This window comes from Advenella incenata, assembly GCF_004217095.1.
Lineage (GTDB): Bacteria > Pseudomonadota > Gammaproteobacteria > Burkholderiales > Burkholderiaceae_B > Advenella > Advenella incenata.
This window is the reverse complement of sequence record NZ_SHKO01000003.1, coordinates 303,280-329,477: the sequence shown is the minus strand read 5'-3', so window position 1 is coordinate 329,477 and position 26,198 is coordinate 303,280. Positions and strand designations below refer to the sequence as shown.

Genomic DNA, 26,198 nt, shown 5'->3' with positions numbered 1-26,198 from the left:
TACATCAAAAAGGAGATCTATTCATGAATCACGTTATAAGACTGATCCGAGCGGTCGTTTTTGTCGCATTGTCGGCTGGCGCCGCCAGTGTATTGGCCGAGGAATATCCCAGTCAACCCGTCCGGATAACTGTGGGCATGGCGCCCGGCGGATCCAATGACACCATCGCCCGGCTGATCTCAGCAGAGCTGTCGGAAAAAATGGGTAAAACATTCGTTGTGGAAAACAAACCGGGCGCCAATAGCACAATCGCTACAAACGAATTGAAGCGGGCTAAACCGGATGGCTACAACTTGATGCTTGTCATTTCATCACATGTGACCAACACCATGTTGTATAAGAACCTGAATTACAAGCTGGCAGACTTCAAGCCCGTGACAGTGATCGCCGACACCCCGTTCGTATTGGTCGCCAACCCCAAGTTCAAGCCCGACACACTCGAACAGTTTATCGATCTGGCAAAGTCCAGTGAGCAAAAAATAGACTTTGGAACGCCTGGCCTGGGCTCGACGCAACACATCGCCATGGAACTCATGGACCAGATGGCCGGAATAAAAATGAATCATGTCCCATATAAAGGTGGCGCGCCTGCACAGACTGACCTGCTGGGCGGTGTGATCCCCGTCATTTTTGCCACGCCTACCCAGAGCCTGCCATTCATCCAGAAAAAGCAATTGAAGGCAATTGCCGTCACCTCCCAAAAACGCCTACCGCAGCTGCCCGATGTCCCGACTTTTGCCGAAGCAGGGCTGGCCGGCTACGAAGCCAATGTCTGGTTTGGAATTATCGCCCCTAAAGATACGCCCGACGACATTATTCAAACACTGAATAAAGAAATCAACAACATTGTGAAAGGCGACAAGATAAGCAGGCGCCTTCAGGATCTGGGTCTCAATCCTATCGGCAGCACCACACAGCAGTTCCAGGCCTTGCTCGAACAGGAACAGACAAAATGGCAGGACGTCATTAAAAAAGCAAATATCCAATTCCAATAACGCCGGCGAACTCTGCCTCACCCTATTTTCAATTATCAGGAGTGTTTTATCTCATGCCAATCATTGAGTCAGTTTCCGTATGTATCGCGCGCGTTCCCCTGGCGCAGCCGGTAACTTTTTCCACACGCAAGGTCACAGCACGCGAATATTGCCTGGTTCGCATCCGGTCGACGGACGGCATTGAAGGACTGGGTTATTGTTATGCCGTCAACAGTGCCGGGCGCCTTCTATCAGTGGCCGTTACCGATCTGCTGGCCGCCAGGCTCGTCGGCCAGGACTCTCACCGCGTAGAAGGACTATGGACAGAAATGTACCAGGAAGCATTACTGGTTGGTCGCACGGGCGCCGTCATGCGTGCCTTATCTGCACTTGACACTGCGCTGTGGGACTTGAATGCCAGGTCCGCCAAGCTCCCTCTGTACCGGTATCTTGGCGCGAAAACACTGGAGCGCGTGCCTGGCTATGCAAGCGGGGGCTATTATCTGCCGGGGAAAACAACCGAGCATCTGGCTCAGGAAATGGCTAATCACGTAGCGGATGGATTCAGGGCGGTAAAAATCAAAGTGGGCCTCGAAAGCGTAGCGAATGAACGCAAGCGACTCGCGGCGGTACGCGAAGCGATTGGCGACGATGTCCGACTTATGCTTGATGCCAACAATGCCTGGCAAGATCTGCCGACAGCACTGGAATATATGCGCTGCTTCGAACCCTATAACCCTTACTGGATTGAAGAGCCCTTCTCCCCCGACGACATCGATAATCACATTCGTCTTTCCAAGGCTACGCCCGTAACCGTAGCAACTGGCGAGGTGGAGGCCGGCAGGTGGCGTTTCAAGGATCTTATTGCTCAGCAAGCCACGACGCTGCTTCAGACAGACGCAACCGTGTGCGGTGGCATAACTGAGTGGAAACGAATCGCGGCAACTGCCGCCAGTCATGGAATTATGATCGAACCCCATGCCTGGCATGATGTACACATTCATTTGGTGGCCAGCACCCCCAATACAACCTACGTCGAATGGATGCCTGATGACCACATCGTCAACTTTCGCAAGGTCATTGACAGGCAGCTGATCGCAGAAAATGGCGACATTTTGCTGCCCCAAGGCGACGGTCTGGGTTTTCAGTTTGACGATGCCGCCATAGAACAATATGGTGTGATCTATCCCGGGGAAAAAAGCCAGTGGATAAGCATCAAGTAGCGCAGCCCGCCCTTCCGGTTGGGCTGCTCCTTTCGGAAGCTGTCAATCAAGAATATGGAAAGCAGTTCGATGAGATTGCAAAGCGTATCGGCGTGCCTGTGCAACGATATACGATAAACGAAGTACAGGGAAAAATAGACCGAATCAACGCCGCCTTTTTTTCTCGGGATTTGTATGACGGCAGCTCACTGCACGAACCAGGCCCGTCCTCGAATGCTTTTTTTCACATCGTGGACAAAGCAAGTCAACTTACATGGCTACATGTTTGTTCTTCGGGCCTGGATTTGCCCCAATATCAGGACACTATAAGAAGAGGAATCAGGATCACGACGTCCAGTGGTTCGACTGCGCTGCCGATCGCCCAGACTACGCTTGCCGCCATACTGGCTTTGTCGCGGGGTTTTGGACATTGGCTGCCGGCACAGGCGAGAAAAGACTGGGCACCGCTGACAGGGAAAGCGTTGCCCGCAGATATCGAGACGCAGCATGTGATCATTGCCGGTGCGGGCGCGATCGGCCTGACGCTTGGCAGCATGCTATTGGCAGTCGGCTTCAAGGTGACCATTGTACGCAGAAATGCCACGCCGATACCGCCGTTTGTAAACGTCATTGATTACACTGGGCTGGATCACGCATTGGGCCAGTGTCACTGGCTTGTATTGGCTTTACCCTTGAATGAACAGACACATGGATTGATCGATCAACGCCGTCTTGCACTGATGCCGGCTCATGCACGTATCGCCAATGTCGGACGGGGCGCGCTGATTGATGAATCTTCACTGATACAGGCGCTGTCGCAGGGTCACATTGCAGGTGCCTATTTGGATACTTTCATGAGAGAACCGTTACCCACGTCATCTGCATTCTGGACGCTGCCCAATGTATGGATCACCCCCCATAACAGCGCAGCATCAGCCGGACACGGTCAGCGTGTTGTCAGGATTTTCGAGCGGGAATATGAGCGATGGCTCACCAAGCAGCGAACAACTCTTGCGGGTTAAGCGCAGCGACAGCAGAAATATTGTGCTATCTGCCGATTACAAACCTATCAGAAGCCATGATGTCCGATCGAAGCAAAAGCGCACCCTCCCCCTTTCTTGTCCCATAACGGCATCAATCTAACACCTCAGGCCACCATCTTTGAAGCCGGTTCGCACAATCGAACCTGCAGGCGAAAAAAAGCGCTGAAATATCAACCATCACAGTTGACATTCAGCGCTCCACTAGCCATATAAGTCGTCTTTCACCCGCTTAAACATATCGCTTAAGTGCGTCAAATAAACGCATCGCTTAAATCGTTGATCAAGCCATGCGTCTTGGAACGCTTGCGGGCGATCCGGTGCATTCCCGGTCAGGCTTCGCCTTCGCCAGCGACCGGCTCGGCGGCATTGCCTGCACGCACTTTTTCTTCAATACGACGCCCCACATCCGCATCAATACGCTTCCAGTAGTCAAAGGCGCGCTCCAGGACCGGGCTGCGCACACCGCCCAGCAGGCTGCCGGCCACTTGTTCGATCAGCTTATTACGCTGATCATCATTGAAAACGTCGCGCACAAGCGTGCCGGGCTGGCCGAAATCATCATCTTCGGCATGCAGTGTATAAGCTTGCCGAACCATATCGCCATCCGTTTCCCAGCCGTCGTCCATTTTCCCGGTACTGTCGGCCCAGTCGCGTCCGGCACTGTTGGGTGCGTAAACGGGCGCGTTACCGCTGTGCTCGTAGGCCATCTGACCATCGAACATATAGGTATTGACGGGAACTTTGGGCCGGTTCACCGGCAACTGGTGAAAATTGGTGCCAATCCGATTGCGCTGTGCATCGTTATACGCAAATGCGCGTCCCAGCAGCATTTTGTCCGGAGACAGGCCGATACCCGGAACCACATTGCCAGGCGAAAACGCAGCCTGTTCAATCTGTGCAAAAAAGTTCTCCGGATTGCGGTTCAGTGTCATCGTACCGACCTTGATCAGTGGATAATCCTTGTGCGACCAGGTTTTGGTCAGATCGAAGGGATTGAAACGGTACTTGCCGGCATCGGCATAAGGCATGATCTGCACCGACATCACCCAGCTCGGATGCTCGCCGCGGGCAATGGCATCAAACAGATCTCGCCTGTGAAAGTCGGCATCTTTACCCGCCATTGCAGCGGCTTCGGCATTACTGAAAAACGCCATTCCCTGGTTTGTATGGAAATGATATTTGACCCAGAATTTTTCACCTGCGGCGTTGATCCACATATAGGTATGCGAACCGTAACCGTTCATATGACGCCAGGTACGCGGCAAGCCACGTTCTCCCATCAGATAGGTAACCTGGTGCGCCGTTTCAGGGTTGCTGGTCCAGAAGTCCCACTGCATATGATTGTCGCGCAATCCGGAATCGGGCAACCGTTTCTGGCTGCGAATAAAGTGCGGAAATTTCATCGGATCGCGCACAAAAAAGACCGGAGTATTATTGCCCACCAAATCGTAGTTACCCTCATCGGTGTAGAACTTCAGGGAGAAGCCGCGCACGTCGCGCCAGGTATCAGGACTGCCAGCTTCTCCGGCCACAGTCGAGAACCGCGCCAACATCTCGGTCTTACAGCCTTTTTGAAAGACTGCGGCTTTCGTGTATGCAGAAACATCTTCCGTCGTTTCGAACTCGCCAAATGCGCCGGCGCCCTTTGCATGAGGCTGACGTTCCGGCACTTTTTCACGGTTAAAGTGCGCCATTTGCTCAAGAAAATGGACATCGTGAAGCAAAATTGGCCCGTTAGGTCCGACAGTTAGCGAGTTGCGATCGCTTTGCGCGGGCGCGCCAGCGCCTGTGGTAGATCCGGAAGCGGGCTTTTTGTTTGATTCATTCATGGAAAATATCTCCTGTTGCACAAATAATGGCCGAAGTGATCGCTGTATCCGATCAGCATGGCACCGTTAATATAGGCCATATTTAGCCATAAAGGTTCCATTCTATGCGGCTCATGTTTCACCCGATCGGACAAAGGTACGCATGCATCCTTGTCGCATCCACACAGCAATCTGCTTGGCAATGCTATTATACTTAAGGCTACCGACGCCCCATATAGATTCGTTGGGCATCAGGTGCCCAGCACACGTCTCTGTTGCTGGCGTTCAGCTGTATCCATCAGTGACCTGCATCACCTGTGGCTAGCCATGAATTGATTGATCAAAAGCCGGCGAATCGTTAACGAGCCACGCCAGGCAGAGCAAATAGCAAGGAATACGATGGGACTATTAATTGACGGAAAATGGCAGGATCAGTGGTATGACACGGCAGGCAGCGGCGGCCGCTTTGTCCGCAGCGACACGCAGTTTCGTCATTGGATCACAGCAGACGGCAGCCCCGGTGCGAGCTGCGATGGCGGGTTCCGGGCCGAAGCCGGACGATACCATCTATATGTGTCGCTGGCCTGCCCCTGGGCAAATCGCACAATGATTCTGCGCGCCCTCAAAGGTCTGGAAGACAAGATCAGTGTGTCGGTTGTTAATCCATACATGGGAGACAAGGGTTGGACATTTGAACCTGACGCCGGGGTGGTGGGCGATCCTGTCGGCAACGCCCAGTATCTGTATGAGGTCTATCTGAAAGCACAGCCGGACTATAGTGGTCGCGTCACGGTACCGGTGCTGTGGGATCTGGAACGCAACACCATTGTGAATAACGAATCGGCGGAAATTATCCGCATGCTCAATAGCGCATTTGACGACATTGGCGCAACTCCAGTTGACTTCTCTCCTGCTGCGCTGTTGCCACAAATCGATCAGGTCAATTCGCGAATTTATAACAGCATCAATAACGGCGTGTACAAGGCAGGCTTTGCGACAGATCAGGCTGTTTATGAAAAAGAGGTTAGCAGCCTGTTTGCCGCATTGGATGAGCTGGAGGCCGAACTTGGCCAGCGCCGTTATCTACCGGGGCAGACAGTGACCGAAGCCGACTGGCGCCTGTTCACCACCCTGATCCGCTTTGATGCGGTGTATCACGGCCATTTCAAATGCAATCTCAGACGCCTGGTCGACTACGAAAACCTGTGGAGCTACACTCGTGAGCTATACCAATGGCCGGGGGTCGCTGCCACGATAGACTTTGATCATATCAAGCGGCATTATTATCAGAGCCATCAGACGATCAATCCGAATGGCATCGTTCCGCTGGGCCCGATTCTGGACCTGGAACGCCCACCAAGCCGCAAGCTATAGTAGCAGCAAGCCCTACGGCCTGCCCCGCCACTTACAGCCGGCGTGCCGGCCGCCGCAATATGATGTATGCAATAATTCCTATGGACAGGACAATGGCGGACATCAGAAAGGCCGAGGTAAAAATATCTTGGCCCTGCAAATTAAAAATATCATGGGCCTTGCCCGAGATCCACTGCATAAATGATGCGCCAAGAAACAGCGACGTGTTAAATAGCGCAATGGCGCGCCCTTGCATGTTCTGCGGGTAAACCTCTTTGGCGTCGGCCAGTTGCCAGACGGTATTGCTGGCTCCGACTGCAATAACCACGATTGTGGCGATACTGAGCCACAGCTGCTGGCTATACGCCAGGACAACGAAAGCGATCACCAGAACCCACGGCTGAACGCATAAATACGCATAGCGTTTGCCGGGGCCCGGATCCAGGCGGCCGAACAGCATCGGGCTGAACACCGAAATAATGGACAGCAGCAGAGCCAGGTTCCCTGCAAAAACCAGGCTAGCGTGATGACGCTCGACCAGTAGCGGCCCCAGCCATAAGCCACGCAGCGTCAAAAAAGCGGCGTAAATGACGAACACCATCGACAGAATGCCTGGCGTTTCCCGGATTTTCAGCAAAGCCTTATATCCAGATATTGAACGCACTGCCATAACGGTCTTCTGTTTGAGACTGAGCGATGAGGCCTCCAGTCCGCTGTCCACATTACGAACGCCAAAGTAAATCAGTAGCCAGGTCAGAAAACTCAAGACGGCCAAAATATAAAAGCAGCTACGCCAGCCGAAGTGACCAACCAGCCAGGCGGTGGGTGTTGCAGTAAAAATCAGCCCCAGACTGCCCGACCCCAAGGCAAAGGCGTACATCATTGAAAACTGCTTGCCCGAAAAATGCCGGGCCATCAACACAATACATGCCAGAAAGGCCGGGGCACAGCCAAAGCCAATCAAAATCTGCCCCCACTGCAGCATCGCCGGAGACACTGCCATGCCCGAAAGCACCGCGCCTACCACTGAAAATGGAGAAACAAAGAGAATGGTTTTTCGGATACCAAAGTTATCGATCAGAATACCGATCACCACCTGCAGGCAGCCAAATGCAATATGAAAAGAACCAATCACTCCTGCCAGCCTGTCGCTGTCGAGCATGAATTCGGTCTTCAATGGCACGGAAAGAATACCGCCCAGGGTACGATAAGCCTGACTCAAAACAAACCCTGACAAGAGAAAATAAAGCATGAGCTTGACTTTATTTATTGAGATCGACTGCGTATTCAACGAATGCCTCTGACGAATATTTTAATGATTGAAGCTCTGATTGTAACGCACCGCCGCATGGACGTCGTTTGCTCACCCAGTGGCGACCGTCAGGCCTTATCGGCAAAGCATTGGGCAATGCAACAGCTATTCATTCGGCATTGGCAGTTCTGCACTCATGGCGACCAGGGAGCGCATAACATGAAGGGTCAGTTCCGAATGGGATAATCCTTTCAATGTAAAAATACCAATATAGCGATGCGGAGCGCCTTTCAAATAGCAGATCTGCAGATCGTCCTTCAGAAACGGTCGTGCCGCTGACCATGGAAGTATTGCGATGCCGCATCCGCTGCGAACAAACTGGGAAATAGTATTCAAATCCCGCAGCGCGAACGTCGGCGAGAATATGGCGTTGTGTGCGGCGAAATAGTCGTCCACACCCGATCGGGTGCTGGTCCCCTGAGGCATGGAAATGATCGGAAGCGCCGACAATCCGGCTACGTCCCACTTTTTCAGACTGATATGGTTATCCGGGCGATGCATCAGGACAAAAGGCTCAACAAACAGTTTTGTAAACCGCAGCGTTTCCGAAGTGTTTTCCCTGGCCGCCAGCACGATATCCACCTTTCTGTCGTAAAGCAATTGCATCGCTTCATTGGCGATAACATCAAATACCTGTAACTTTGCTTGCGGATGAGTCCTGCCCAAGGCCGTGATCAACTTCGGTAACAGCGTGGCAGCCAGCGTCGGCAACGCTGCAATGGCCACCCGCTGGTTGCGGAATCTGACCATCTGTTCAAAATTATTCAGGCCGTCCCGATAGCCGGTAACGGTTTGCCGGGCGATCTCCAGCAGCGCCTGTCCGTCACGCGTCAGGCTCACGTGCCGGGTGCTGCGTTCGAACAGTCGTACCCCCGCCATCTCTTCAATTGTCTTTACCAATTTACTGAGCGTGGGCTGAGTAATATGAAGCTGATCGGCCGCCGTATGAAAGCTCAGCGAATCGGCAAGAACAACAAATACATGGAGGTGTCTTGGAGTCAGATTCATGCCTTTCTTCTATTAATAAGGTAAAAAAATGAACTTATTCTTTTGTCTTTGCGAGTGTAACCTTGTGGCTGTGTATAAGAAAGAGGTGATGATATGTTACGGCTGGATGGCAAGGTGGCTTTGGTGACAGGCTGCGGTACGATGCAAAGCGGTTGGGGCAACGGCAAGGCAACAGCGGTCATGCTGGCGCGGCAAGGTGCGACAGTTTACGGTTGTGATCTGAGTCTGGATGCGGCGCAAAACACGCACGCCATTATTCAGGAGGAAGGGGGTACGGCAACGGTCCAGTCATGCAATGTTACTAGCGCGGACGAAGTCGCGCAGCTGGTGGCCAATTGCCTGCAGGCATATGGCCGTATCGACATCCTGGTCAATAACGTCGGGCGATCCGAACCCGGCGATCCTGTGACAATGGCCGAAGATGTCTGGAATGAACAATTACAGGTCAACCTGACTTCGGCCTTTTTGTGCTGCAAGCACGTTATACCGGTGATGCAAAGCCAGGGGGGCGGTTCCATCATCAACATATCGTCTATAGCTGGTTTGCGTTACGTAGGCAAACCACAAGTGGCATACGCTGCTGCGAAGGCTGCGCTGATGCAAATGACCTCGACAACCGCAATTATCTATGCCGAACAAAACATACGCCTTAACTCGGTGGTTCCCGGGCTGATGTTCACCCCCCTGGTTGAACGGCTGGCAAAAAAATATGCAAAAGGAGATTACGAAGGCTTTGTCGCCCATCGACACGGACAGGTGCCCATGGGCAGAATGGGCGACGCGTGGGATGTCGCACACGCGGTCCTGTTTCTGGCCAGCAATGAAAGCCGCTACATTACCGCGCAGCAGATTGTGGTTGATGGCGGCGTAACCATGGCAACCCGTTGATATAAGGAGAAGCGCGTGATTCACACCCATGCCCGTCTAAATGGAAAGATCGCCATTGTCACTGGTGCCGGCAGCGTCGGGCCAGGCTGGGGAAACGGTCGGGCAACTGCAATTCGGCTTGCCCAGGAAGGGGCCCTTGTCGTCGCAGTTGACCGGGACATCAATGCAATGGATGAAACCATCAAGCTGGCAAATGGCCATGCCGACGCCATTACGCCGCTTGCATGCGATGTCACCGATGATAATGCAATAGGTAAGCTCTTAGATACCGTCAAAAACCGGTTCGGGCATATCGATATTCTTGTCAACAACGTCGGCAGTCCTGTCCCTGGAGGCCCTGCCCAGCTGTCCACCGAACAATGGCACGCGCAGCTGGATCTGAACCTTTCCACGGTATTTCTGACCTGTCGGCATGTATTGCCATTAATGGAATCACAGGGCGGCGGCGCCATTGTCAATATAGCTTCTACGTCCGGTATACGCTGGACCGGAGCGGCACAAATTGGTTATGCCTGTGCTAAAGCCGGTGTGATCCAGTTCGGCCGCGTTACAGCCGTCGAGTATGCACCAAAAGGTATCCGAGTCAATACGGTCGTACCGGGGCAACTACATACCCCGCTCGTAGATGCATTTCTAGCAAGGGATCAGGCAAAGGGCGACATACGGGCGCTACTCAACCGCCGCAAGGCACGAATTCCGCTATCAGTTACTGGCGACGGACGGGATACGGCAAACGCCGTATTGTTTCTCGCATCAGACGAAGCACGCTTCATTACCGGAACCGAACTGGTTGTGGATGGCGGCATGAGCGTGCGCTGCGACTGAACCATTCATTTGACTATTTCAAACTCGACAAGGACCGACGATGGCAAGAATACCTTATGCAAAACTGGGCCAACCAGAAACGCAGGCGCTGGAAAAGCGCATTACCGCAGAACGAGGCAAGGTATTTAACCTGTATGCCATGCTGCTCAACAGTGCGCCTGTCGCAGAAGGATGGCTGGCTTTTCTGACAGCGATTCGCCAGAAAAGCACGTTTCCAGCCGATGTCAGGGAGTTGCTGATTATGCGGGTGGCCGTGCTTAACGAAGCAGATTATGAGTTTGCACAACATATGCCGTTCGCACTGCGAGCCGGCTTTACTGAAACTCAGATGCAACAGTTACGCCACAATGATCTGCTCGATTTTAATGACAGAGATCGGGCGCTCATTGCCTATTGCGATGCCATGACACGTGACATTCGCGTACCAGATCAGACTTTTGAAGCGATACGTCCTTACTTCAACAACCAGGAACTAGTCGAAGTGACCGCGACCATCGGTGCCTACAACATGGTTTCACGATTTCTGGAGGCATTACAGATAGACCACGATTGACCAGTACGCTAGCCAAAAGCATATCAAAATAATCAGGAGACAAATATGAACGTCCAACGTCACGGCTTGAAAATAGCAACTGCATTTTTCCTCAGCCTTTGCATGACGCCTCTCGTAAATGCGCAGGAGGCCTTTCCGAAAGAGCCCATTGAACTGATCATTCCCTTCGCGCCCGGCGACACAGACAAAATGTTGCGCCCCATTGCCGACAGAATGCGGGATGCGCTCGGACAACCGGTAGTCATGCAGTATAAACCCGGCGCAGGGGGCGGCGTAGGGGCTAGCCAGGTAGCCAATGCAAAAGCGGATGGCTACACCCTGGTCGGAAGCTCACCGGGCGCACTGGTCATCGTGCCTCTGGCCAATAAGGAGTTCAAATACGAAACCGAGTCGTTCGCGCCCGTAGCGGCGTTCACCAAAGGCGCCTTCCTGCTACTAGTCCCAGGCGACTCACCCTATAAAACACTGGAAGATCTCGTGAACGCGGCAAAAACCAAACCCGGTACGATCACATATGGAAGTTCCGGCACAATGGGCATTACTCATTTGCTGACTGAAATATTCTCCAAGAATGCCAACATCGAACTTATGCATATCCCCTATCAGGGAAGCACACCCGCGGTGGTCGACCTGCTAGGTAAAGAAATCAACATGGCCACAGCAGCAATAGCGCCAGCACTAGGCTATGTTAAATCAGGCCGATTGCGTGCGCTGGCTGTCATCAGCGATCGCCGCTCTGCATTGCTGCCAGACGTACCCACGGTGGCGGAACTGGGGTATGGGGTAAGCAGCCCGGCCCTGTATGGCATCGTTGCGCCTAAAGGCACGTCGAAAGAACGGGTTTATGCCATCTATGAGGCTGCAAAAAAAGCCATCGAGACACATAAAGATGAAATCAACAAGAACCTGACCACCCTGGGTGCGGAGATCCAGTTGCTGGATCCCGAGCAATACAGGGCATATCTACAGGAGCAGAAAGCCATGTTTTCAAAGGCGATAGATGGTTTGAAGGTGGGACAGCAGTAAATTCTGGCCTGTGGCAGAACGCGATTAGTGGCGAATACATCAGGCTTTGGACATTGACTCGTACATTGCCCGCGTCGCTATGAACTGGTGCCCCTCTAGCCATGGGCTGGCTCCAGGGCAGCCGACCGCAACGGCTATCGATTCTTTATTGAGGGGCTTGCGAGACAATCCACAGGCCCTTTTTGCTGCCAGACGAGATTGCATTCGCCTATGACAAACGTGGTTCACTGTTAACCTGGGCACACCAACCTATCGCGTGTAAAATATTCCCGAACTCTCCGTAAAAGGTCAGCAATGGCAGCCCCGGTTCTATCCACCCCTCGTTTAGTTTTAAGGCAATGGCAAGATAGTGATTTACCCGCCTTTGCCGCATTGAATGCCGATCCGCAAGTGATGCGTTATTTCCCGGCAGTGCTGCAGCGGCACGAGAGCGACGCCCTGGCGGCCCGAATACGGCACCGCCTTGACACCACACAATTTGGATTGTGGGCAGTACAGATTGCCGGCGTAGCTGATTTTGCAGGATTCATCGGACTGTCTGTGCCTTCTTTCGACGCCCCGTTTATGCCATGTGTGGAAGTAGGCTGGCGGCTCGCCAGACCATACTGGAAAATGGGTTGCGCAAGCGAAGGCGCACGCGCAGCCCTGGGCTACGCCTTTGACACCTTGCATTTGCCACAGATCGTTGCTTTCACCACGGCAACCAACACCCCTTCCATTTCGGTCATGCAGCGACTGGGCATGCGCCACCAGGCCTGCGATGATTTCGAACATCCCGCGCTGGTCGAAGGCCACCCCTTGCGCCAACATGTACTCTACCGGATGACACGGGAAGATTGGCAAACAAGTGAACCGCTCTATTGAGCGTTGAATACCACTTAATTTTAAGGGTAACGTTATAACTGGCGAACTTTTTCCTGATTGCATTGGCTGGCATGCCCTGCTGACAAGAACACATTATTATTGTTCGACACCGTGGCCAGGATGCCAGACTGGAATATGGCCTTATCCACCTGCCCCGTCTTTTACCAGAAAATCCAATGGAGAATTTTTGCCATGACTGCTGCCGAACACATTGATGCTTTGATTGCAAAACTCGCAGACTGGCGTGGCAACATGCTGTCCAATATTCGCAAGACGATTCTTGCCGCCGATGGCGACATCATTGAAGAATTCAAATGGATGGGCAGCCCGGTATGGTCCCGTGACGGTAATATCGTGGTTGGCAACGCGCACAAAAACAAGGTCAAGCTCACCTTTTCCCAGGGTGCCCACCTGCCCGATCCAGAGAAACTATTTAACGCCGGGCTGGACGGAAAACAATGGCGCGCCATTGACCTGTTTGAAGGCGACCAAATCAATAAGCCCGCACTAAAGAATCTTATTCGGGCAGCGGTTGTGTTCAATCAGCAAAAACGGCAGGACAGACAATCCAAAAAATCGCCAGCCGGGAAAAATTGACTGATCGATGTGAGCCAGGGCCGGACAGCGCTGCGGAAAATCAATCACAACTGAAATTACGGCCCCGTCAGAGCATACGCAGTACTGCCGCTCTCTTCCGACGGCGATGCCACCGAGCCATCAACTTTCTGCCTCTAGCACTGCACCGGCCAGTTCCATCAGAACCGGACTGAGTCTGCTCACGATATCAGCAACCGGCAGATGCGTGTTGACGCTGACATTCAATACATGAACAGGCTGATATTTGAAACGCAATGGCGTTGCCAGTGCAACCACGTTCGGCTGCCAGGATGCGACGCAAAAACCTGATTTTCGCACCTGCCGCTGTGATTGCTGAATTTGCCGTTCCAGCGACGCCCAGTCTGCATGACGACGCAGATGCAGGCGTTGCATCAATTGATCGCGTGCCTGCGGCGCCATGCTTGCCAGATACGCCCGACCCAGCGAGGTCAGTTCAATAGGCACGCGCTGCCCCGCGACCACATTGCGCAGCGAGACTTTCTTATTGAAGCGGACCGATTCCAGATAAACCATTTCATCATGGTCTATCACCGCTATACCTACATTGATTTTGTGCGCTTGGGCAACGTGCTGCATCAGCGGCGCTGCAATTTTCAACACTGGCGATCCCGAACGCATTGCATGTCCAAAGCTGAGCAACGGCGCTGCCAGCCGATAGGCTCGTTCGCGGGCGTCGTAATCAAGCATCCCGGTGCGCACCAGTGTTTGCGTCAAGCGGCTGACCGTTGCCGGCGCCAGGCCGGTGCGTTCGGCCAGTTCACTATTGCCGATCAAGTCCGCTCCTGGGCGAAACGCCCGAAGAATGTCGATCCCGCGCTCCAGCGAGCGATTTTGAGCCGGGCGATCCAGGCGTTCCTGCACTTTGTTGTTGGCCACTGGGCACTCCCTAGCAATTCCATCTAGTGAAATTTGATTATTACGTTTGGCCAGTTTAACGCATAAACTGCAATCGTAATATTGATACGCCAACACAAGTTTGGGCCGCGGCAAGGCAGTGCCTGAACAACCAGACAATGACAGGAGACCTCATGAAAATCATAAACATATCAAGCGCTTGCCTGAAAGCAGCCGTTGTGGCCATCGCCGGCCTGACTGCTGCCGTGGCGGGCCAGGCAGCGCATGCAGCCTTTCCGGAACGGCCAGTGCGCCTGATCGTACCCTTTGCGCCGGGCGGCGGCACCGATATGATTTCCCGGTTGCTGGCAGAAGGGATGGCGCGTGAGCTGAAACAACCGGTGATTGTAGAGAACAAGCCCGGTGCAGGCACCACGATCGGCTCGGACGAAGTGGCCAGAGCACGCCCCGACGGCTACACACTGTTGATGGCAACCTTTGCCCACGTCGTCAATCCATATCTGCATCCCAAGCTGCCTTACGATACTGATAAGGCATTTGCCGCAATCAGCATGATCGGTCACTCTCCCAGCGTACTCGTGGTCAAGCCTAACAGTCCGATCAAATCCGTAAAGGATTTGATCGAGACCGCAAAACAAAAGCCCGGTACGCTTACCTATGCCTCTCAGGGCGTAGGCACCTCTGCGCATCTGGCCGGCGAATTGCTTGAGTCTCTGGCGAAAATAGATATGTCGCATGTGCCTTATCGGGGCGCAGGACCGGCGCTGAATGATTTGTTAGGCGGCCATGTCGATACGATGTTCGGTACCGCCGCTGCGGTGGGCCCCTCCCTGGAAGCGGGCACATTGCGGGCATTGGGTGTGACCACAACCGAGCGCTCTCCCGCACTGCCAGACGTTCCGACGATCGCTGAAAGCGGTGTGGCTGACTACGTGCTGGATAGCTGGTATGGCCTGTATGCACCGGCCGGCACACCACCGGAGGTCATCGCAAGGCTGAATGCCGCTGCGCATAAAGCAGCCGGTACCGACACGTTCAGGAAAAAAGTTCAAGGCGAGGGCTTGGTGATATCAACGGGTACCCCCCAGGCGCTCGACGACTATATCAAGGGCGAACAAGCGCGTTGGAAAAAGGTAATTTCATCCAGCAAAATCACGCTGGACTAGTGGCAATCGAAAAAAGGAAACAGTGATATGACATACACATTGATCAACGTCCAGGTGCAATCCGGTATTGCAACGGTATTTCTGAACCGGCCTGAAAAACGCAACGCCATGAGTGACGATATGCGGACAGAATTCATCGAGGCCCTGGAACAAATCGCAGCCGACAAATCCATTCGAGCGCTGGTCCTGACCGGCAATGGCAAAGGATTTTGCGCCGGCGGGGATATCGCCGGCATGCAGCGACGCATGCAGGCGCAGCCCGGCGAAGTCGCCATCAATGGCTGGAGTCGCCAGCAGCGCGTTCACCACGCCGTGTCGCTGCTGCATACCATGCCCAAACCGACCATTGCTGCGGTCAACGGCGCCGCCTCGGGCCTGGGCGCCGATACGGCCATGAGTTGCGATTTCATCGTTGCCTCGGAGGCCGCCACGTTCAGTTGGTCATACATTAACCGCGGGCTGATTCCCGATGGCGGCGGCATGTACTTCCTGCCACGACGCATCGGCCTGCCCAAAGCCAAGGAACTCATATTCAGCGGGCGCACCGTCGCCGCACAGGAAGCACTGGCCCTGGGAATCGCCGATCGTCTGGTCGCGCCCGACGCATTATTGGACCACGCACAACAATGGGCACAAGAACTGAGCGCCGGTTCAGGAACCGCACTGGCCCTGGGAAAAACCATTTTGAACCAGACATTCGAACTGACTGCAGCACAAGCATTTGCCCAGGGCAGCCAGGCCCAGGGCATCTGCTACACCAGCACCGAGCACCGGGAAGCCGTGATGGCATTTCTGGCCAGAATGGCCGAAAACAAGACCACCAAATAACGGGGAAAGCAACACAATCATGAATGCAATATCACGTCTTATTCGACCACGCAGCGTGGCAATCATCGGCGCCTCTGCCGACTCGGGAAAAACAGCGGGCAGGCCCCTGGCCTATTTGCGCAAACACGGCTTTGATGGCGCCATCTATCCGGTCAACCCACGCGTTACGCATATTGGTGACGTACCGTGCTATCCGGATATCGATTCCCTGCCGCAGGTTCCTGATGTGGCCATCATCCTGCTGGGTGCCGGGCGTGCGCATCAGGCGGTTCGGGAACTGGCGCAAAAAGGCACCGCGGCGGCAATCGTGCTGGCCAGCGGATACTCCGAAGCCGGGGCCGAAGGAAAAGAGCGCCAGCAACAACTGCGGCAGGCCGCCGGCGCAATGCGCATACTGGGCCCCAATACCATTGGCCTGGTCAATCTGACCGATGGCATTCCTCTATCTGCAAGCGGTGCATTGGAGATGGATCAGTTCCCGGTCGGTGACGTTGGCGTGGTTTCGCAAAGCGGCGGCATTCTGGGCGCCCTGCTCTCGCGCGCCGCGGCACGCGGACTCGGCATGTCCAAGCTGATATCGACCAGCAATGAAGTGGACCTGGAAATGGCCGATTTCATCGACTATCTGGTTGACGACGCATCCACCAAAGTGATTGCTCTGTATATTGAATCCATACGCAACCCACAGAAATTTCGCGCCGCCGCCTTGCGCGCGCGACTTGCCGGAAAGCCTATCGTGGCATTCAAGATTGGCAGATCTGAAGCGGGCGCCCAGGCGGCCATCTCGCATACGGGCGCGCTGGCTGGCCAGGACACGATGTATGACGCCCTGTTCCAACAAACCGGTGTGATCCGTGCGCAGCGATTCAGCGACCTGCTGGATATGCCAAGTGCATTATCGACCGGACGCATACTGCGTGGCAGACGTGTCGCCATTCTGACGTCAACCGGCGGCGCCGGCACATTGGTGTCAGACAGCCTGGGTGTGGCCGGTTTTGAAACCCCGGCGCCAGGCGCCCGGACTGCTGCCGCATTACGAGCACTTCAGGGCGATATGCCGGCGGCGCTGGATCGCAACCCAGTTGATGTGACCCTGGCTGGTTTACAGCCTGATCTATTGCGCGGCGCTATTGGCACCCTGTCGGCCAGTGACGACTATGACGCACTGGTCATGATTGTAGGTTCGTCCAGCCTGGGCAACCCGCAATTGATGGCCGATGCCATCTGTGATTGTCTGCCCGAAACAGACAAACCCATTGTCGCATTCATCAGCCCGCATGCGCCAAATGTCGCCCGTCTACTCAACCAAAGACAAATACCTGCATTCATGGAACCGGAGTGCTGCGCCGTTGCCCTGGATGCCATGTGGCAAACCCAGGCAGAACCTGCACTGCAGACGCCTGCCATTGTCCAATCATCGCCACTGACAGACCTGCCGGCGGGAACATTGAATGAAGCCCAGGCCAGAGACCTGTTTTCCCGGTTCGGCATTGCCGGCGCCGAACAAACCATTGTTTCGAATCCGGCACAGGCACAGGCGGCCGCCCTGCAATATGGATCTGCCGTCGTGCTGAAAATATTGTCCAGCCAGATCATGCATAAAAGCGATGTGGGTGGCGTGTGCGTGGGCGTTGCACCCGAGCAGGTAGCTGAGCGCATCGCCCGGATGCAAACAGAAGTCTATGCCAAAACCGGCGTGCGTCCTGAACAGTTTCTGGTGCAGCAGATGGTGACATCGGGCATCGAGCTGATCCTGGGCTTTCACCGTGATGCGCTGGGCAGCGCCATTTTGCTTGGCATGGGAGGCGTAACTGCAGAATTACTGAAGGACACCACAATGCGTCTGTTGCCGGAACAAGGTGGGCTCAGTCTTGCTGACGCCTATGACATGATGCACGATCTGCGTACCTGGCCGCTGCTCGATGGCTACCGCGGCCGCGTTAAAGCGGATCAGCAAGCATTGGCCCAAGCCATCGTGGACTTTTCCAATATGGTAGCCAGCGTGGGAGACAGGCTGATTGAGGCCGAGATCAACCCACTGTTTGTGCTGCCCGACGGGCAAGGCGTCAAAGCGGCAGACGGTATCGCGATCCTGGCCGATTGATGGGTTGAGCAATTGGACCGATTAAACTGGCCAACGAGTCCGGTCAATTAATACCGGCCAACGATTGGGTTGAGCGATGCAATGACCAGAGGATTGCCGGCGCTATCGCTGTGTGGCCTCGTGGACTGGGCTTGAGGGCCCGCCGCAACAAAACGCAGCCACGGCAATCGGTCATTGCCCATTTTACAGATCAAGCACTAGCAGCTCGCTTTTTGCTCTGGATACACATGCGGTCAGATATTCGGATTGTTCATCAGGACTCAGAATGTAATCCTGATGATCAACCTCACCCTCCAGATAGCGAATCTTGCATGTCCCGCACAAGCCGGAAACGCAGGACGTCTCCAATTCAATGCCCGCGTCGGCCAGCGCTTCGATCAAACTTTTATCGGCAGGCACACCAATGTGCTGTCCTGAGCTGGCTATTTTCACCTTAAAGCTGCCGTCGGATGCTGAACCCGATTCCTGATCTTTACGCTCAGTTGGCGGCGCCTTGAAATACTCACAATGAACAGTACCGTCGGGCCACCCCTGCGTTGCTTGTGAGCAGGCTTGCATAAAGCCGGGAGGACCGCAAAAATACACATGAGTGCCATCTTCTGGGGCGCTCAGCAGCGCTGCAATATCCAAACTTTGGGCCGGGTCGCCATTGTCAAAGTGCAAATACACCTTTGCATGGTCCGCGAAAGCGTCGGTGAACGCCGCGCAGGACGCGTCCCGCGCGCAATAATGCAATTGATAATCCAGCGACCAACTATCGAGGGTGTGGATCATCGATTTTAAAGGCGTTATACCAATGCCTCCTGCCAGAAGCAGGATTTTTCTGGCATCGGGCTGCAGCGGAAAATGGTTGCGCGGCATACTGACCTTGACCATGTCCTGCACCCGCAGCGTTTCATGCAAGGTTTTTGAGCCCCCCAATCCGCTCTCGGATTTGAGCACAGCAATAACATAGCGCTTTGTGTCGGTCGGATCATTACAAAGTGAGTATTGCCGGATCAGTCCAGGCTGTATGTGTATATCCAGATGGGCCCCGGCAGTAAATACCGGCAAATCGTCACCCTGCGGATGAACCAGTTCATATGAATTAATGCCGGTGGCCTCATAACGGATCTGCCTGACCAGCAATGAGAGCGTTGACGCTGTCGCGCTCGCCGGATTCGTCGTTATATCTGTACTCATATCGTGTCTACCATCTTTGATATCGTTATTCGAAACGCGCTCGCGGCGGGCGCCCTGCCCGCCTGGTCGTTTACTGCTGTTTACCGTAGGTGTCTTTCGCCGTTTTTTCCAGCAACTCCATCCTGTCGCGTACGAAGGCTGCCCGGGCAGGGCCGGTGTGCTTATCGCTTTCAGTCAGAATGGCAACAATCTGCTTGGCGACAAATCGGCGCTGCGCCACTTCGGCCTCAACGGTCTGCGCTTCGGGCAAATCAAAAACGTTACCCGAGCAGTAACTATTGGGCGCACCCCCTGTCTCCACCAGCCACTGCCTGAATCCGTCGGCTGACGCGGCCGGGTTAGTGCCTCGAATGGCATCCCGCAACAGTTTCCTGAACATGTACAAACCAGCATCAAATTTGGTCGGGTTCTCCAGCGCATGGATAGCAATCGGGCGCTGGCTGATAATGGCTTCATAATCGCCTGGCGCATACTGGCATTCTTTATAATTTGCCCGCTCCCGGTGGTTGGGTGGAATAGGCGGCATATCTTCCAGCTTATATTTGCCAAAACGCTCGGGTCGGCGCATGGCAACCTGACCTTCCAGAAAATCGATGCTTTCATAACCGACCATACCTTTGTCGCCCACCCCACGCGTATCGATGCCAGGACCCATGACGCGCCATCCGATCATTTTGGCATTCTCATCATCAACGGGCACGGTCCAGCGAATGATATGAAAACGGCTGAACAGTTTTTTCTTCGAGCCATCTTCCGATGTATAGGCATGCAGGCTCAGATTCGGCAGTATCTGGTGTTGTACACGAATAAACAAACGGTCCTTGTCCACTCGGCGTGCCCCTGAGCAAGCCAGGCTGCGGCCCTGATGCACCGGAATAAATTGCATATCAGGCGGCACCTCCATGGAAGCGGCACCAACTTCATCAAAGGTTGTGCCTTGATAATGCCCATCAACCACATTTTTTGCAGCATGCAAGGCCATGGTGTGATAATTGTCAGCTGCATTATCCTGGACCTGCAGCCAATTGCAATGTTGGAAATTGCTGAACGGCACTAGTTCATCACCTTGCGCAACAGTGAAATTTCCTTCCCACTCGGGCAAAGGCGGCTCTTTATCCGGGGGCCCCATGTACGCAAAAATAAGCCCGTTGCGTTCCACTGCTTTGTAGGCGCCCTGTTGAATCGAACAGGCAAATTTTTCTGCTTCTTTTTCTTCGCCTTTGGGAAACGGCGCATGCAGGCAGGTACCGTCAACATCAAACACCATGCCGTGATAACAACACATAATGCCGCGTTCCTGAATTGCCCCATATTCGAGCGAAGCGCCGCGATGGACACAATGCGCATGCAACAAACCAATGCGCCCGCTGCCGTCCTTGAAAGCCACCAGCTCTTCGCCCAGAATTTTCAAAAACCGGGGCGTGTCGGTCAATTCCATTGCCATGCAAACCGGATGCCAGAAACCACGCATGTATTCCCCCATCGGCGTGCCTGGCCCGACCTCTGTCAATTCCGGATCATGGCCTGGAATCTTGTTGGTGTAATAGCCGCCGTAAGGAATCAGTTTTTTTGTTACCGCACCCGCGGCGCCGCCGCTTCGACCCTGCTCGGCTTTATCCATTGGTTTGCTCATTTGATCTCTTCCTCTAAGGTTGTGAATACCCATTACGGGTTAAATTATCGATTTAATGTATACTGAACTCTGTATACAAAGAATAAAACGACACCAAAGCGCTGTACATATGGGTAAACCCTTGCATTTGTATTCCGTATACAGAGAATGCACTACAATTTGTAAAATCAATCGAACTTTCCGGCGCTTGACCTGCAATGGCATCCATAACCGGCGGCGTTATCAAATACAGTCGTATTAAAAGAGCATCATGAACAACAAACTTATGAAACTGCAGTCTCGTCCCGACTACGTAGACGAAGTGTATAAAGCGCTACTTGACGCCATCAGCGATGGCAGTCTTGCGCCGGGAATGCGCATCACTCAGGAAGAGATCGCCGAACAGATGGCGGTTTCGCGCTCTCCGGTGCTACAGGCATTGCGCTTACTGAAAAAAGACGGCTTTGTTCAGGACGCGCCCGGTAGAGGCATTCTGGTCTCTCCCCTGGACCCGGACTGGACCGGCAGACTTTACGAAATCCGGGGTGCACTGGACATGCTCGCGGTTCGTCTGGCTGCCGAGCGCAAGGCAAAAATAGATCCGGAACTGATCATTAATGGCCGCCAAGCCTCCAAAAGTGGTGTTGTCAAAGCGCTTATCGACACGGACGTTGCTTTTCATACAGCCATATACCAGGCTTCGGGCAATCCGCTCATTGCCGAGAGCGCGCTGGTGCACTGGAACCATTTGCGACGAGTCATGGGCGCGGTGCTGCAATCGTCAGCGCAACGGCAATCCATTTGGGATGAACATGAAGCCATTGCCAGTGCAATTGCGCAGGGCGACAGCAAACGCGCAGTGGAACTGACCGATTTACATACCAGTCGTGCCCGTGTGAGTTTGGTAAAACGACTGGACGAAGTGCTCAAACAGCAAAGCAACCAGGCATAGCCTGATCACTCTGCTTGTCTTTACAGCGATCAGATTTCTGCCGTAACAACGGGACGGCGCACGCCCCCTGTATCGCTCTGAACCTTCATTGCTGCTTGTTTTTTACTGTTGACCATTCTGGCCGGGATGGCAAAGACCAGCGCGCTACCAATCAACATACTGATGGCCAAGCCATAGACGCCGCCACCGGTAGCGCCGGTATGGGTCTGAAACCAGCCGATCAGATATGGGCTGACGACACCCGAGATACTCCCGACCGAGTTTGCAAGTGCAATTCCGGCAGCTGCAGCCGCGCCCCCCAAAATCGCCGGCGGCAGTGTCCAGAACTGGGAAATGGTTGTCATCACACCCATCGTTCCTATCGTTAAGGCAACAATAGCGATTGTCGGGCTATGAGCAAAGACGACACTCGCGCATAGGCTCAGTGCCCCCACGACACCCGGAATAGCCAGGTGCCACCTGCGCTCGCCCTTTTCGTCCGAGCGTCGGCTGACCAGAATCATAGCCAGCGTTGCAGCTGCATACGGGATGGCGGTAAGCATCCCAATATTGAGTGGATCATTTACACCGGTAGCCTTGATCAGTGACGGCAGCCAGAAACTCACGCCATACAGGCCCATGGTGAAACAGAAATAAATGCAGCTCATCAGCCAGATTTTTGGATCAAGCAAGCCTTCTTTGACCGAATGCAATTGATGGCCCTGTTTGTCCGCATTCAGGTTCGAGCTTATTAGCCGCTTTTCTGCAGCATTGAGCCATTTGGCGTCAGATACCCGATCATCCAGATAGAAAAAAGCAATAATACCGACAAGTACAGTCGGAATGCCTTCCAGCACAAACAACCATTGCCAACCCGTCAGGCCATATACGCCGCCCATACCATTCAGTATCCAGCCGGACAATGGTCCGCCAATCACGCCTGACATGGGAATGCCGGTAAGAAACAATGCGGTCACTTTGCTTCTGCGTGATGACGGAAACCAGTATGTCAGGTACAGCAAAATGGCGGGAATAAAACCGGCTTCTGCGACCCCCAGCAAAAATCTCAGAATATAAAAACTGGTTGGTGTAGTGACAAACATCATGCAGGCCGATAGCGCTCCCCAGGTGACCATGATCCTGGCAATCCAGCGTCGCGCGCCGACACGCAACAGTATCAGATTGCTTGGCACTTCAAATAATAAATAGCCTACAAAAAATATCCCGGCGCCCAATCCGTAAACTTCTTCGCTGAACGACAAATCATTCAACATTTGTAATTTGGCAAAACTCACATTGATGCGGTCCAGATAGGCGCACATATAACAAAGAAAGAGAAATGGCAGTAATCGCCACATCACTTTCCTGTAAAGCCCTGCCTCATCCTTGACAGCACCTTGCTCAACATCATTTTCAATCTGCATTATTGTCTCCACCATAGTAGGGTTAATTGGCCGGCCCGATTGTTGTCATTTCAGGCTTGCTCGCCTCGCATGACCCAGGTCATGCGAAGATCTGCCAAGTAAACATTAATCAAACATGTCAGGCTGCGTAGCCACCAGTTGATCCCAGATTGCCTGGAAATGCAGCCAGCCGATATATTCACTGCCCACATGTTCCCGGCTATAACGTGCACGTTCCGGCGTTACCAGGCGTGGCGTAATCCCGGTGGCCTCGATCATCAATTGCTGCTGGCAGCAACGTTCAAGTGCAATAAACCAGAATGCCGCGGCCTCTATACTGTGACGGCTCGCCGTCAGCAGGCCGTGATTCTGATGAATTGCCGCCTTCACACCGGCAAATGCATTGGCAACTTTATGGCCAGCCTTGACCTCTACCGCGACCTGCCCTGCTTCGTCGCCTATTACCACATGATCTTCAAAAAACGCAGCAGCATCCTGACTGATGGGCGCCAGTGGTTTTCCCAAAGCTGCGAATGCAGTCCCGTACACCGTATGTGCATGACACATGGCAACAATATCCTGATGCTGCTCGTGTACCGCCGCGTGCAAGACAAACCCTGCCCGGTTAATGGCGTGTCTGCCTTCGACCACTTTTCCGGTGTGGTCGGCAAGAATCAGGTTTGATACCTTTACTTGTGAAAAGTGAATCGCCATCGGATTGGTCCAATACAACCCTGGGTCTTCCGGATCCCTGATGGTCAGGTGCCCGGCAAAGCCGTAGTCGTACCCCTGCAAGGCAAAGGCACGGCAAGCGGCAACAAGCCGTTCTTTCAAATGCTGCCTATGCGCCGCTACACTCGTGAACTGCGGGAGCTCGGGAAATATCAACTCTTTTTGCTCAGGCTGGTAAATGGATACACGACCGTCATCGAGCACGATCCCGGTTTTTTCAAGTACAGCTGCCATGCGTTTTCTCCTGTTAAATACTCAATAGTTGAACCTTGAACGCACTCATCGTCCCACGCACCCGTACCCTTGACAAACGATAGTTCTTCATGGAATCATGAATGTGATTCATGGATAATGAAAAATATGAGAAACATCCCGCACTTCACATTGCTACGCGCCTTTGAGTCGGCCGCTCGCCTGAAAAGCTTTACATTGGCTGCACAGGAATTGCATTTGACCCAATCGGCAATCAGTCATCAGGTCCGCAAACTTGAAGATTATTTTGGCTGCGCGCTCTTTATCAGGCGCAACCGGCGTGTTGAGCTCACGCTTGAAGGCCAGCGGTTCCTGGAGAGTCTTTCAAGAATATTTGACGTTATCGAAGCCGCCTGCGCCGAAGTGTCGCTCGCACCCAAGGCACAAGTGCTGGCGCTGTATTGCGCCCCCAGCCTGGCGGTCAAATGGCTCGGACCCAAGTTGCCGCAATTTATGAAAGCGCATCCCGATATTACGATTCGCCTGACAACCGGGTCGGAACAAGTGGATTTGGTCCGCATGCGCGAGCTGGATATTTCGATTTGTTATGGCACGATCATTGACCGTGCCGGCATTGTGAATGAGCCGCTTGGCACCGAGAGAAATGTTCCCTTGTGTTCGCCCTCGCTGATTGAACCGGGCGCAGACGCGGCGGCATTGATAAAAAAACTGCTTCTGATTGATTCACAATTGAATAACGTGACCTGGGCCAGCTGGTTTACCTTGAACAACCTTCGGTTGCCGGCCAGGCCTCGGCCATCATTTGATCGTGCCGCAATGTCGCTATCGGCGGCAACCGACGGTATGGGTGTGGCCTTGGAAAGTACACGCCTGGCCGAGCGCGAGCTGGCCCGTGGCGATCTGATCGAACTGGGAAAAGGTGTCTTTAAAGAAATGGACGTGGTCACCCACACGGTGTCCTGGCGCGCCGATGAAAGCCAGGTCCCAAAAATTCGCATTTTCAAGGATTGGTTATATCAGATAGCCAAAACGCAGCCTACATAGGTGGTGGAAACAGCACCGGCGCCTGCCCTTCTTCCCACGGCGCATACTTGTGCATCACGCGCGCAAAAATTGCTGACTGCTTCCAGTTTTCAAGCCAGCGCAGCACATGCGGCCAGGCCTGCGTTTCAAACCAGGCAAAATCAGTATGCGCAAACTGCCTGACAAATGGTGCAATGGCCATGTCGGCAAGCGCGCAATGCGAGCCCGAAAGATAAGGCGTATGGCTCAGAGTGCCCTCCAGTGTCATTAACCAGTCCGCCGCCTGAGTGCGGTGTTGCAATCCGTGTTCAAGATCGTAACGTTGCGGATATTTGTAGCGGTCAAGATGACACTTGAAGTCCTGTTCGCAGGACTCGATGAGCGCCAGCATGTCGGCCAGCAAACACCCCACCGGCGCAAGCCAGCCCGACGGGTCATTTTGGCGCAAGGCCCACAGCATGATGTCCAAGCTTTGCTCTATCACCTCGCCATTGGGAAGAATCAAGACCGGCACGGTTCCCTTTGGCGAAGCCGCCAGCATGGCAGCGGGTTTGTTGCGCAGCACTATTTCACGCAATTGGCAGGTTTGAGCACTGGCCGCGATGGCCAGCCGGGCGCGCATGGCGTACGGACACCGTCGGAAGGAATAGAGAACAGGATAGGACATAAACGAGC

Annotated in this window: 24 protein-coding genes; 15 read left to right on the top strand and 9 right to left on the bottom strand. The window is 53.8% G+C overall.

The window, feature by feature from the left end; genetic code table 11:
- Positions 1-23: 23 nt before the first annotated feature.
- The 3 genes from EV681_RS17715 to EV681_RS17705 are packed head-to-tail and all read left to right on the top strand — an operon-like array spanning position 24 to position 3,198.
- A complete protein-coding gene (locus EV681_RS17715; protein WP_128394819.1) occupies positions 24-995 on the top strand; it encodes a Bug family tripartite tricarboxylate transporter substrate binding protein in 972 nt (323 codons plus the stop codon).
- Positions 996-1,048: 53 nt separating this feature from the next.
- Positions 1,049-2,197: a mandelate racemase/muconate lactonizing enzyme family protein gene (locus EV681_RS17710; RefSeq protein WP_128394820.1), complete on the top strand. Its 1,149-nt coding sequence runs from the start codon at positions 1,049-1,051 to the stop codon at positions 2,195-2,197.
- Complete coding sequence (locus tag EV681_RS17705; RefSeq protein WP_165393110.1) at positions 2,179-3,198, top strand: NAD(P)-dependent oxidoreductase; 1,020 nt, start codon at positions 2,179-2,181, stop codon at positions 3,196-3,198. Before EV681_RS17710 ends, EV681_RS17705 begins: the two co-directional genes overlap by 19 nt.
- A 350-nt stretch (positions 3,199-3,548) precedes the next feature.
- Here the strand turns inward: EV681_RS17705 and EV681_RS17700 are convergent, their stop codons facing one another.
- The gene (locus tag EV681_RS17700) at positions 3,549-5,048 is read right to left on the bottom strand and encodes a catalase (protein ID WP_130304751.1); all 1,500 of its coding nucleotides are present in this window, start codon (positions 5,046-5,048) and stop codon (positions 3,549-3,551) included.
- A gap of 378 nt (positions 5,049-5,426) precedes the next feature.
- On the opposite strand from EV681_RS17700, the gene EV681_RS17695 reads away from it, so the two are divergent.
- Entirely contained in the window at positions 5,427-6,401 is a 975-nt protein-coding gene (locus EV681_RS17695; RefSeq protein WP_130304750.1) for a glutathione S-transferase family protein, read from the top strand.
- Positions 6,402-6,432: 31 nt separating this feature from the next.
- On the opposite strand, the gene EV681_RS17690 is transcribed toward EV681_RS17695, so the two are convergent.
- Both EV681_RS17690 and EV681_RS17685 read right to left on the bottom strand, forming a co-directional pair.
- Entirely contained in the window at positions 6,433-7,632 is a 1,200-nt protein-coding gene (locus EV681_RS17690; protein WP_128394824.1) for an MFS transporter, read from the bottom strand.
- Between the two features lie 165 nt (positions 7,633-7,797).
- Positions 7,798-8,700, bottom strand: a complete 903-nt coding sequence (locus EV681_RS17685) for a LysR family transcriptional regulator (protein WP_128394825.1) — start codon at positions 8,698-8,700, stop codon at positions 7,798-7,800.
- A 93-nt stretch (positions 8,701-8,793) separates the two neighbouring features.
- On the opposite strand from EV681_RS17685, the gene EV681_RS17680 reads away from it, so the two are divergent.
- From EV681_RS17680 to EV681_RS17655, 6 genes are all read left to right on the top strand, one after another.
- On the top strand, positions 8,794-9,588 hold the full coding sequence (locus EV681_RS17680) for an SDR family NAD(P)-dependent oxidoreductase (RefSeq protein ID WP_128394826.1): 795 nt from the start codon (positions 8,794-8,796) through the stop codon (positions 9,586-9,588).
- A gap of 18 nt (positions 9,589-9,606) precedes the next feature.
- Positions 9,607-10,413, top strand: coding sequence for an SDR family NAD(P)-dependent oxidoreductase (locus tag EV681_RS17675; protein WP_128395104.1), 807 nt, complete (start codon positions 9,607-9,609; stop codon positions 10,411-10,413).
- A gap of 40 nt (positions 10,414-10,453) precedes the next feature.
- Positions 10,454-10,966, top strand: a complete 513-nt coding sequence (locus tag EV681_RS17670; protein ID WP_130304749.1) for a carboxymuconolactone decarboxylase family protein — start codon at positions 10,454-10,456, stop codon at positions 10,964-10,966.
- Positions 10,967-11,011: 45 nt separating this feature from the next.
- Complete coding sequence (locus EV681_RS17665) at positions 11,012-11,992, top strand: Bug family tripartite tricarboxylate transporter substrate binding protein (protein WP_242612309.1); 981 nt, start codon at positions 11,012-11,014, stop codon at positions 11,990-11,992.
- Positions 11,993-12,286: 294 nt separating this feature from the next.
- Positions 12,287-12,856 carry a GNAT family N-acetyltransferase gene (locus EV681_RS17660; RefSeq protein ID WP_128394828.1) on the top strand — a complete coding sequence of 190 codons (570 nt, stop codon included), beginning with the start codon at positions 12,287-12,289 and terminating at the stop codon, positions 12,854-12,856.
- 192 nt (positions 12,857-13,048) lie between these two features.
- A complete protein-coding gene (locus EV681_RS17655) occupies positions 13,049-13,453 on the top strand; it encodes a DUF1801 domain-containing protein (protein ID WP_130304748.1) in 405 nt (134 codons plus the stop codon).
- A 120-nt stretch (positions 13,454-13,573) separates the two neighbouring features.
- Here the strand turns inward: EV681_RS17655 and EV681_RS17650 are convergent, their stop codons facing one another.
- Complete coding sequence (locus EV681_RS17650) at positions 13,574-14,350, bottom strand: IclR family transcriptional regulator (protein WP_130304747.1); 777 nt, start codon at positions 14,348-14,350, stop codon at positions 13,574-13,576.
- 152 nt (positions 14,351-14,502) lie between these two features.
- Between EV681_RS17650 and EV681_RS17645 the strand changes: the two genes are divergently transcribed.
- Genes EV681_RS17645 through EV681_RS17635 form a run of 3 tightly spaced genes read left to right on the top strand, consistent with a single transcriptional unit; the run spans position 14,503 to position 18,427 of the window.
- Positions 14,503-15,495 (top strand): tripartite tricarboxylate transporter substrate binding protein, encoded by a 993-nt coding sequence (locus EV681_RS17645; RefSeq protein ID WP_128394831.1) that lies wholly within the window; start codon positions 14,503-14,505, stop codon positions 15,493-15,495.
- Positions 15,496-15,522: 27 nt separating this feature from the next.
- Entirely contained in the window at positions 15,523-16,323 is an 801-nt protein-coding gene (locus EV681_RS17640) for an enoyl-CoA hydratase/isomerase family protein (protein ID WP_128394832.1), read from the top strand.
- A gap of 19 nt (positions 16,324-16,342) precedes the next feature.
- On the top strand, positions 16,343-18,427 hold the full coding sequence (locus tag EV681_RS17635) for an acetate--CoA ligase family protein (RefSeq protein ID WP_130304746.1): 2,085 nt from the start codon (positions 16,343-16,345) through the stop codon (positions 18,425-18,427).
- A gap of 183 nt (positions 18,428-18,610) precedes the next feature.
- Here EV681_RS17635 and EV681_RS17630 read toward each other — a convergent pair whose 3' ends face one another.
- Positions 18,611-19,609: a PDR/VanB family oxidoreductase gene (locus EV681_RS17630; protein WP_130304745.1), complete on the bottom strand. Its 999-nt coding sequence runs from the start codon at positions 19,607-19,609 to the stop codon at positions 18,611-18,613.
- Between the two features lie 70 nt (positions 19,610-19,679).
- The gene (locus EV681_RS17625; RefSeq protein WP_128394835.1) at positions 19,680-21,242 is read right to left on the bottom strand and encodes a Rieske 2Fe-2S domain-containing protein; all 1,563 of its coding nucleotides are present in this window, start codon (positions 21,240-21,242) and stop codon (positions 19,680-19,682) included.
- Between the two features lie 250 nt (positions 21,243-21,492).
- Between EV681_RS17625 and EV681_RS17620 the strand changes: the two genes are divergently transcribed.
- On the top strand, positions 21,493-22,173 hold the full coding sequence (locus EV681_RS17620; RefSeq protein ID WP_128394836.1) for a GntR family transcriptional regulator: 681 nt from the start codon (positions 21,493-21,495) through the stop codon (positions 22,171-22,173).
- 29 nt (positions 22,174-22,202) lie between these two features.
- Here EV681_RS17620 and EV681_RS17615 read toward each other — a convergent pair whose 3' ends face one another.
- Positions 22,203-23,576: an MFS transporter gene (locus EV681_RS17615; RefSeq protein WP_128394837.1), complete on the bottom strand. Its 1,374-nt coding sequence runs from the start codon at positions 23,574-23,576 to the stop codon at positions 22,203-22,205.
- Between the two features lie 105 nt (positions 23,577-23,681).
- Entirely contained in the window at positions 23,682-24,521 is an 840-nt protein-coding gene (locus EV681_RS17610; protein ID WP_128394838.1) for a class II aldolase/adducin family protein, read from the bottom strand.
- 126 nt (positions 24,522-24,647) lie between these two features.
- Here EV681_RS17610 and EV681_RS17605 point away from each other — a divergent pair, with 126 nt between their 5' ends.
- Entirely contained in the window at positions 24,648-25,544 is an 897-nt protein-coding gene (locus EV681_RS17605; RefSeq protein ID WP_128394839.1) for a LysR substrate-binding domain-containing protein, read from the top strand.
- On the opposite strand, the gene EV681_RS17600 is transcribed toward EV681_RS17605, so the two are convergent.
- Positions 25,537-26,190 carry a glutathione S-transferase gene (locus tag EV681_RS17600; RefSeq protein WP_128394840.1) on the bottom strand — a complete coding sequence of 218 codons (654 nt, stop codon included), beginning with the start codon at positions 26,188-26,190 and terminating at the stop codon, positions 25,537-25,539. The genes EV681_RS17605 and EV681_RS17600 overlap by 8 nt on opposite strands.
- Positions 26,191-26,198 lie beyond the last annotated feature (8 nt).

Bases quoted from the DNA above. Each gene is read 5' to 3' on its own strand.
- EV681_RS17715 (WP_128394819.1), top strand. From the start codon at position 24: ATGAATCACGTTATAAGACTGATCCGAGCGGTCGTTTTTGTCGCATTG.
- EV681_RS17710 (WP_128394820.1), top strand. From the start codon at position 1,049: ATGCCAATCATTGAGTCAGTTTCCGTATGTATCGCGCGCGTTCCCCTG.
- EV681_RS17700 (WP_130304751.1), bottom strand. From the start codon at position 5,048: ATGAATGAATCAAACAAAAAGCCCGCTTCCGGATCTACCACAGGCGCT.
- EV681_RS17695 (WP_130304750.1), top strand. From the start codon at position 5,427: ATGGGACTATTAATTGACGGAAAATGGCAGGATCAGTGGTATGACACG.
- EV681_RS17690 (WP_128394824.1), bottom strand. From the start codon at position 7,632: ATGCTTTATTTTCTCTTGTCAGGGTTTGTTTTGAGTCAGGCTTATCGT.
- EV681_RS17685 (WP_128394825.1), bottom strand. From the start codon at position 8,700: ATGAATCTGACTCCAAGACACCTCCATGTATTTGTTGTTCTTGCCGAT.
- EV681_RS17680 (WP_128394826.1), top strand. From the start codon at position 8,794: ATGTTACGGCTGGATGGCAAGGTGGCTTTGGTGACAGGCTGCGGTACG.
- EV681_RS17670 (WP_130304749.1), top strand. From the start codon at position 10,454: ATGGCAAGAATACCTTATGCAAAACTGGGCCAACCAGAAACGCAGGCG.
- EV681_RS17665 (WP_242612309.1), top strand. From the start codon at position 11,012: ATGAACGTCCAACGTCACGGCTTGAAAATAGCAACTGCATTTTTCCTC.
- EV681_RS17660 (WP_128394828.1), top strand. From the start codon at position 12,287: ATGGCAGCCCCGGTTCTATCCACCCCTCGTTTAGTTTTAAGGCAATGG.
- EV681_RS17655 (WP_130304748.1), top strand. From the start codon at position 13,049: ATGACTGCTGCCGAACACATTGATGCTTTGATTGCAAAACTCGCAGAC.
- EV681_RS17645 (WP_128394831.1), top strand. From the start codon at position 14,503: ATGAAAATCATAAACATATCAAGCGCTTGCCTGAAAGCAGCCGTTGTG.
- EV681_RS17640 (WP_128394832.1), top strand. From the start codon at position 15,523: ATGACATACACATTGATCAACGTCCAGGTGCAATCCGGTATTGCAACG.
- EV681_RS17635 (WP_130304746.1), top strand. From the start codon at position 16,343: ATGAATGCAATATCACGTCTTATTCGACCACGCAGCGTGGCAATCATC.
- EV681_RS17630 (WP_130304745.1), bottom strand. From the start codon at position 19,609: ATGAGTACAGATATAACGACGAATCCGGCGAGCGCGACAGCGTCAACG.
- EV681_RS17625 (WP_128394835.1), bottom strand. From the start codon at position 21,242: ATGAGCAAACCAATGGATAAAGCCGAGCAGGGTCGAAGCGGCGGCGCC.
- EV681_RS17620 (WP_128394836.1), top strand. From the start codon at position 21,493: ATGAACAACAAACTTATGAAACTGCAGTCTCGTCCCGACTACGTAGAC.
- EV681_RS17615 (WP_128394837.1), bottom strand. From the start codon at position 23,576: ATGCAGATTGAAAATGATGTTGAGCAAGGTGCTGTCAAGGATGAGGCA.
- EV681_RS17610 (WP_128394838.1), bottom strand. From the start codon at position 24,521: ATGGCAGCTGTACTTGAAAAAACCGGGATCGTGCTCGATGACGGTCGT.
- EV681_RS17605 (WP_128394839.1), top strand. From the start codon at position 24,648: ATGAGAAACATCCCGCACTTCACATTGCTACGCGCCTTTGAGTCGGCC.
- EV681_RS17600 (WP_128394840.1), bottom strand. From the start codon at position 26,190: ATGTCCTATCCTGTTCTCTATTCCTTCCGACGGTGTCCGTACGCCATG.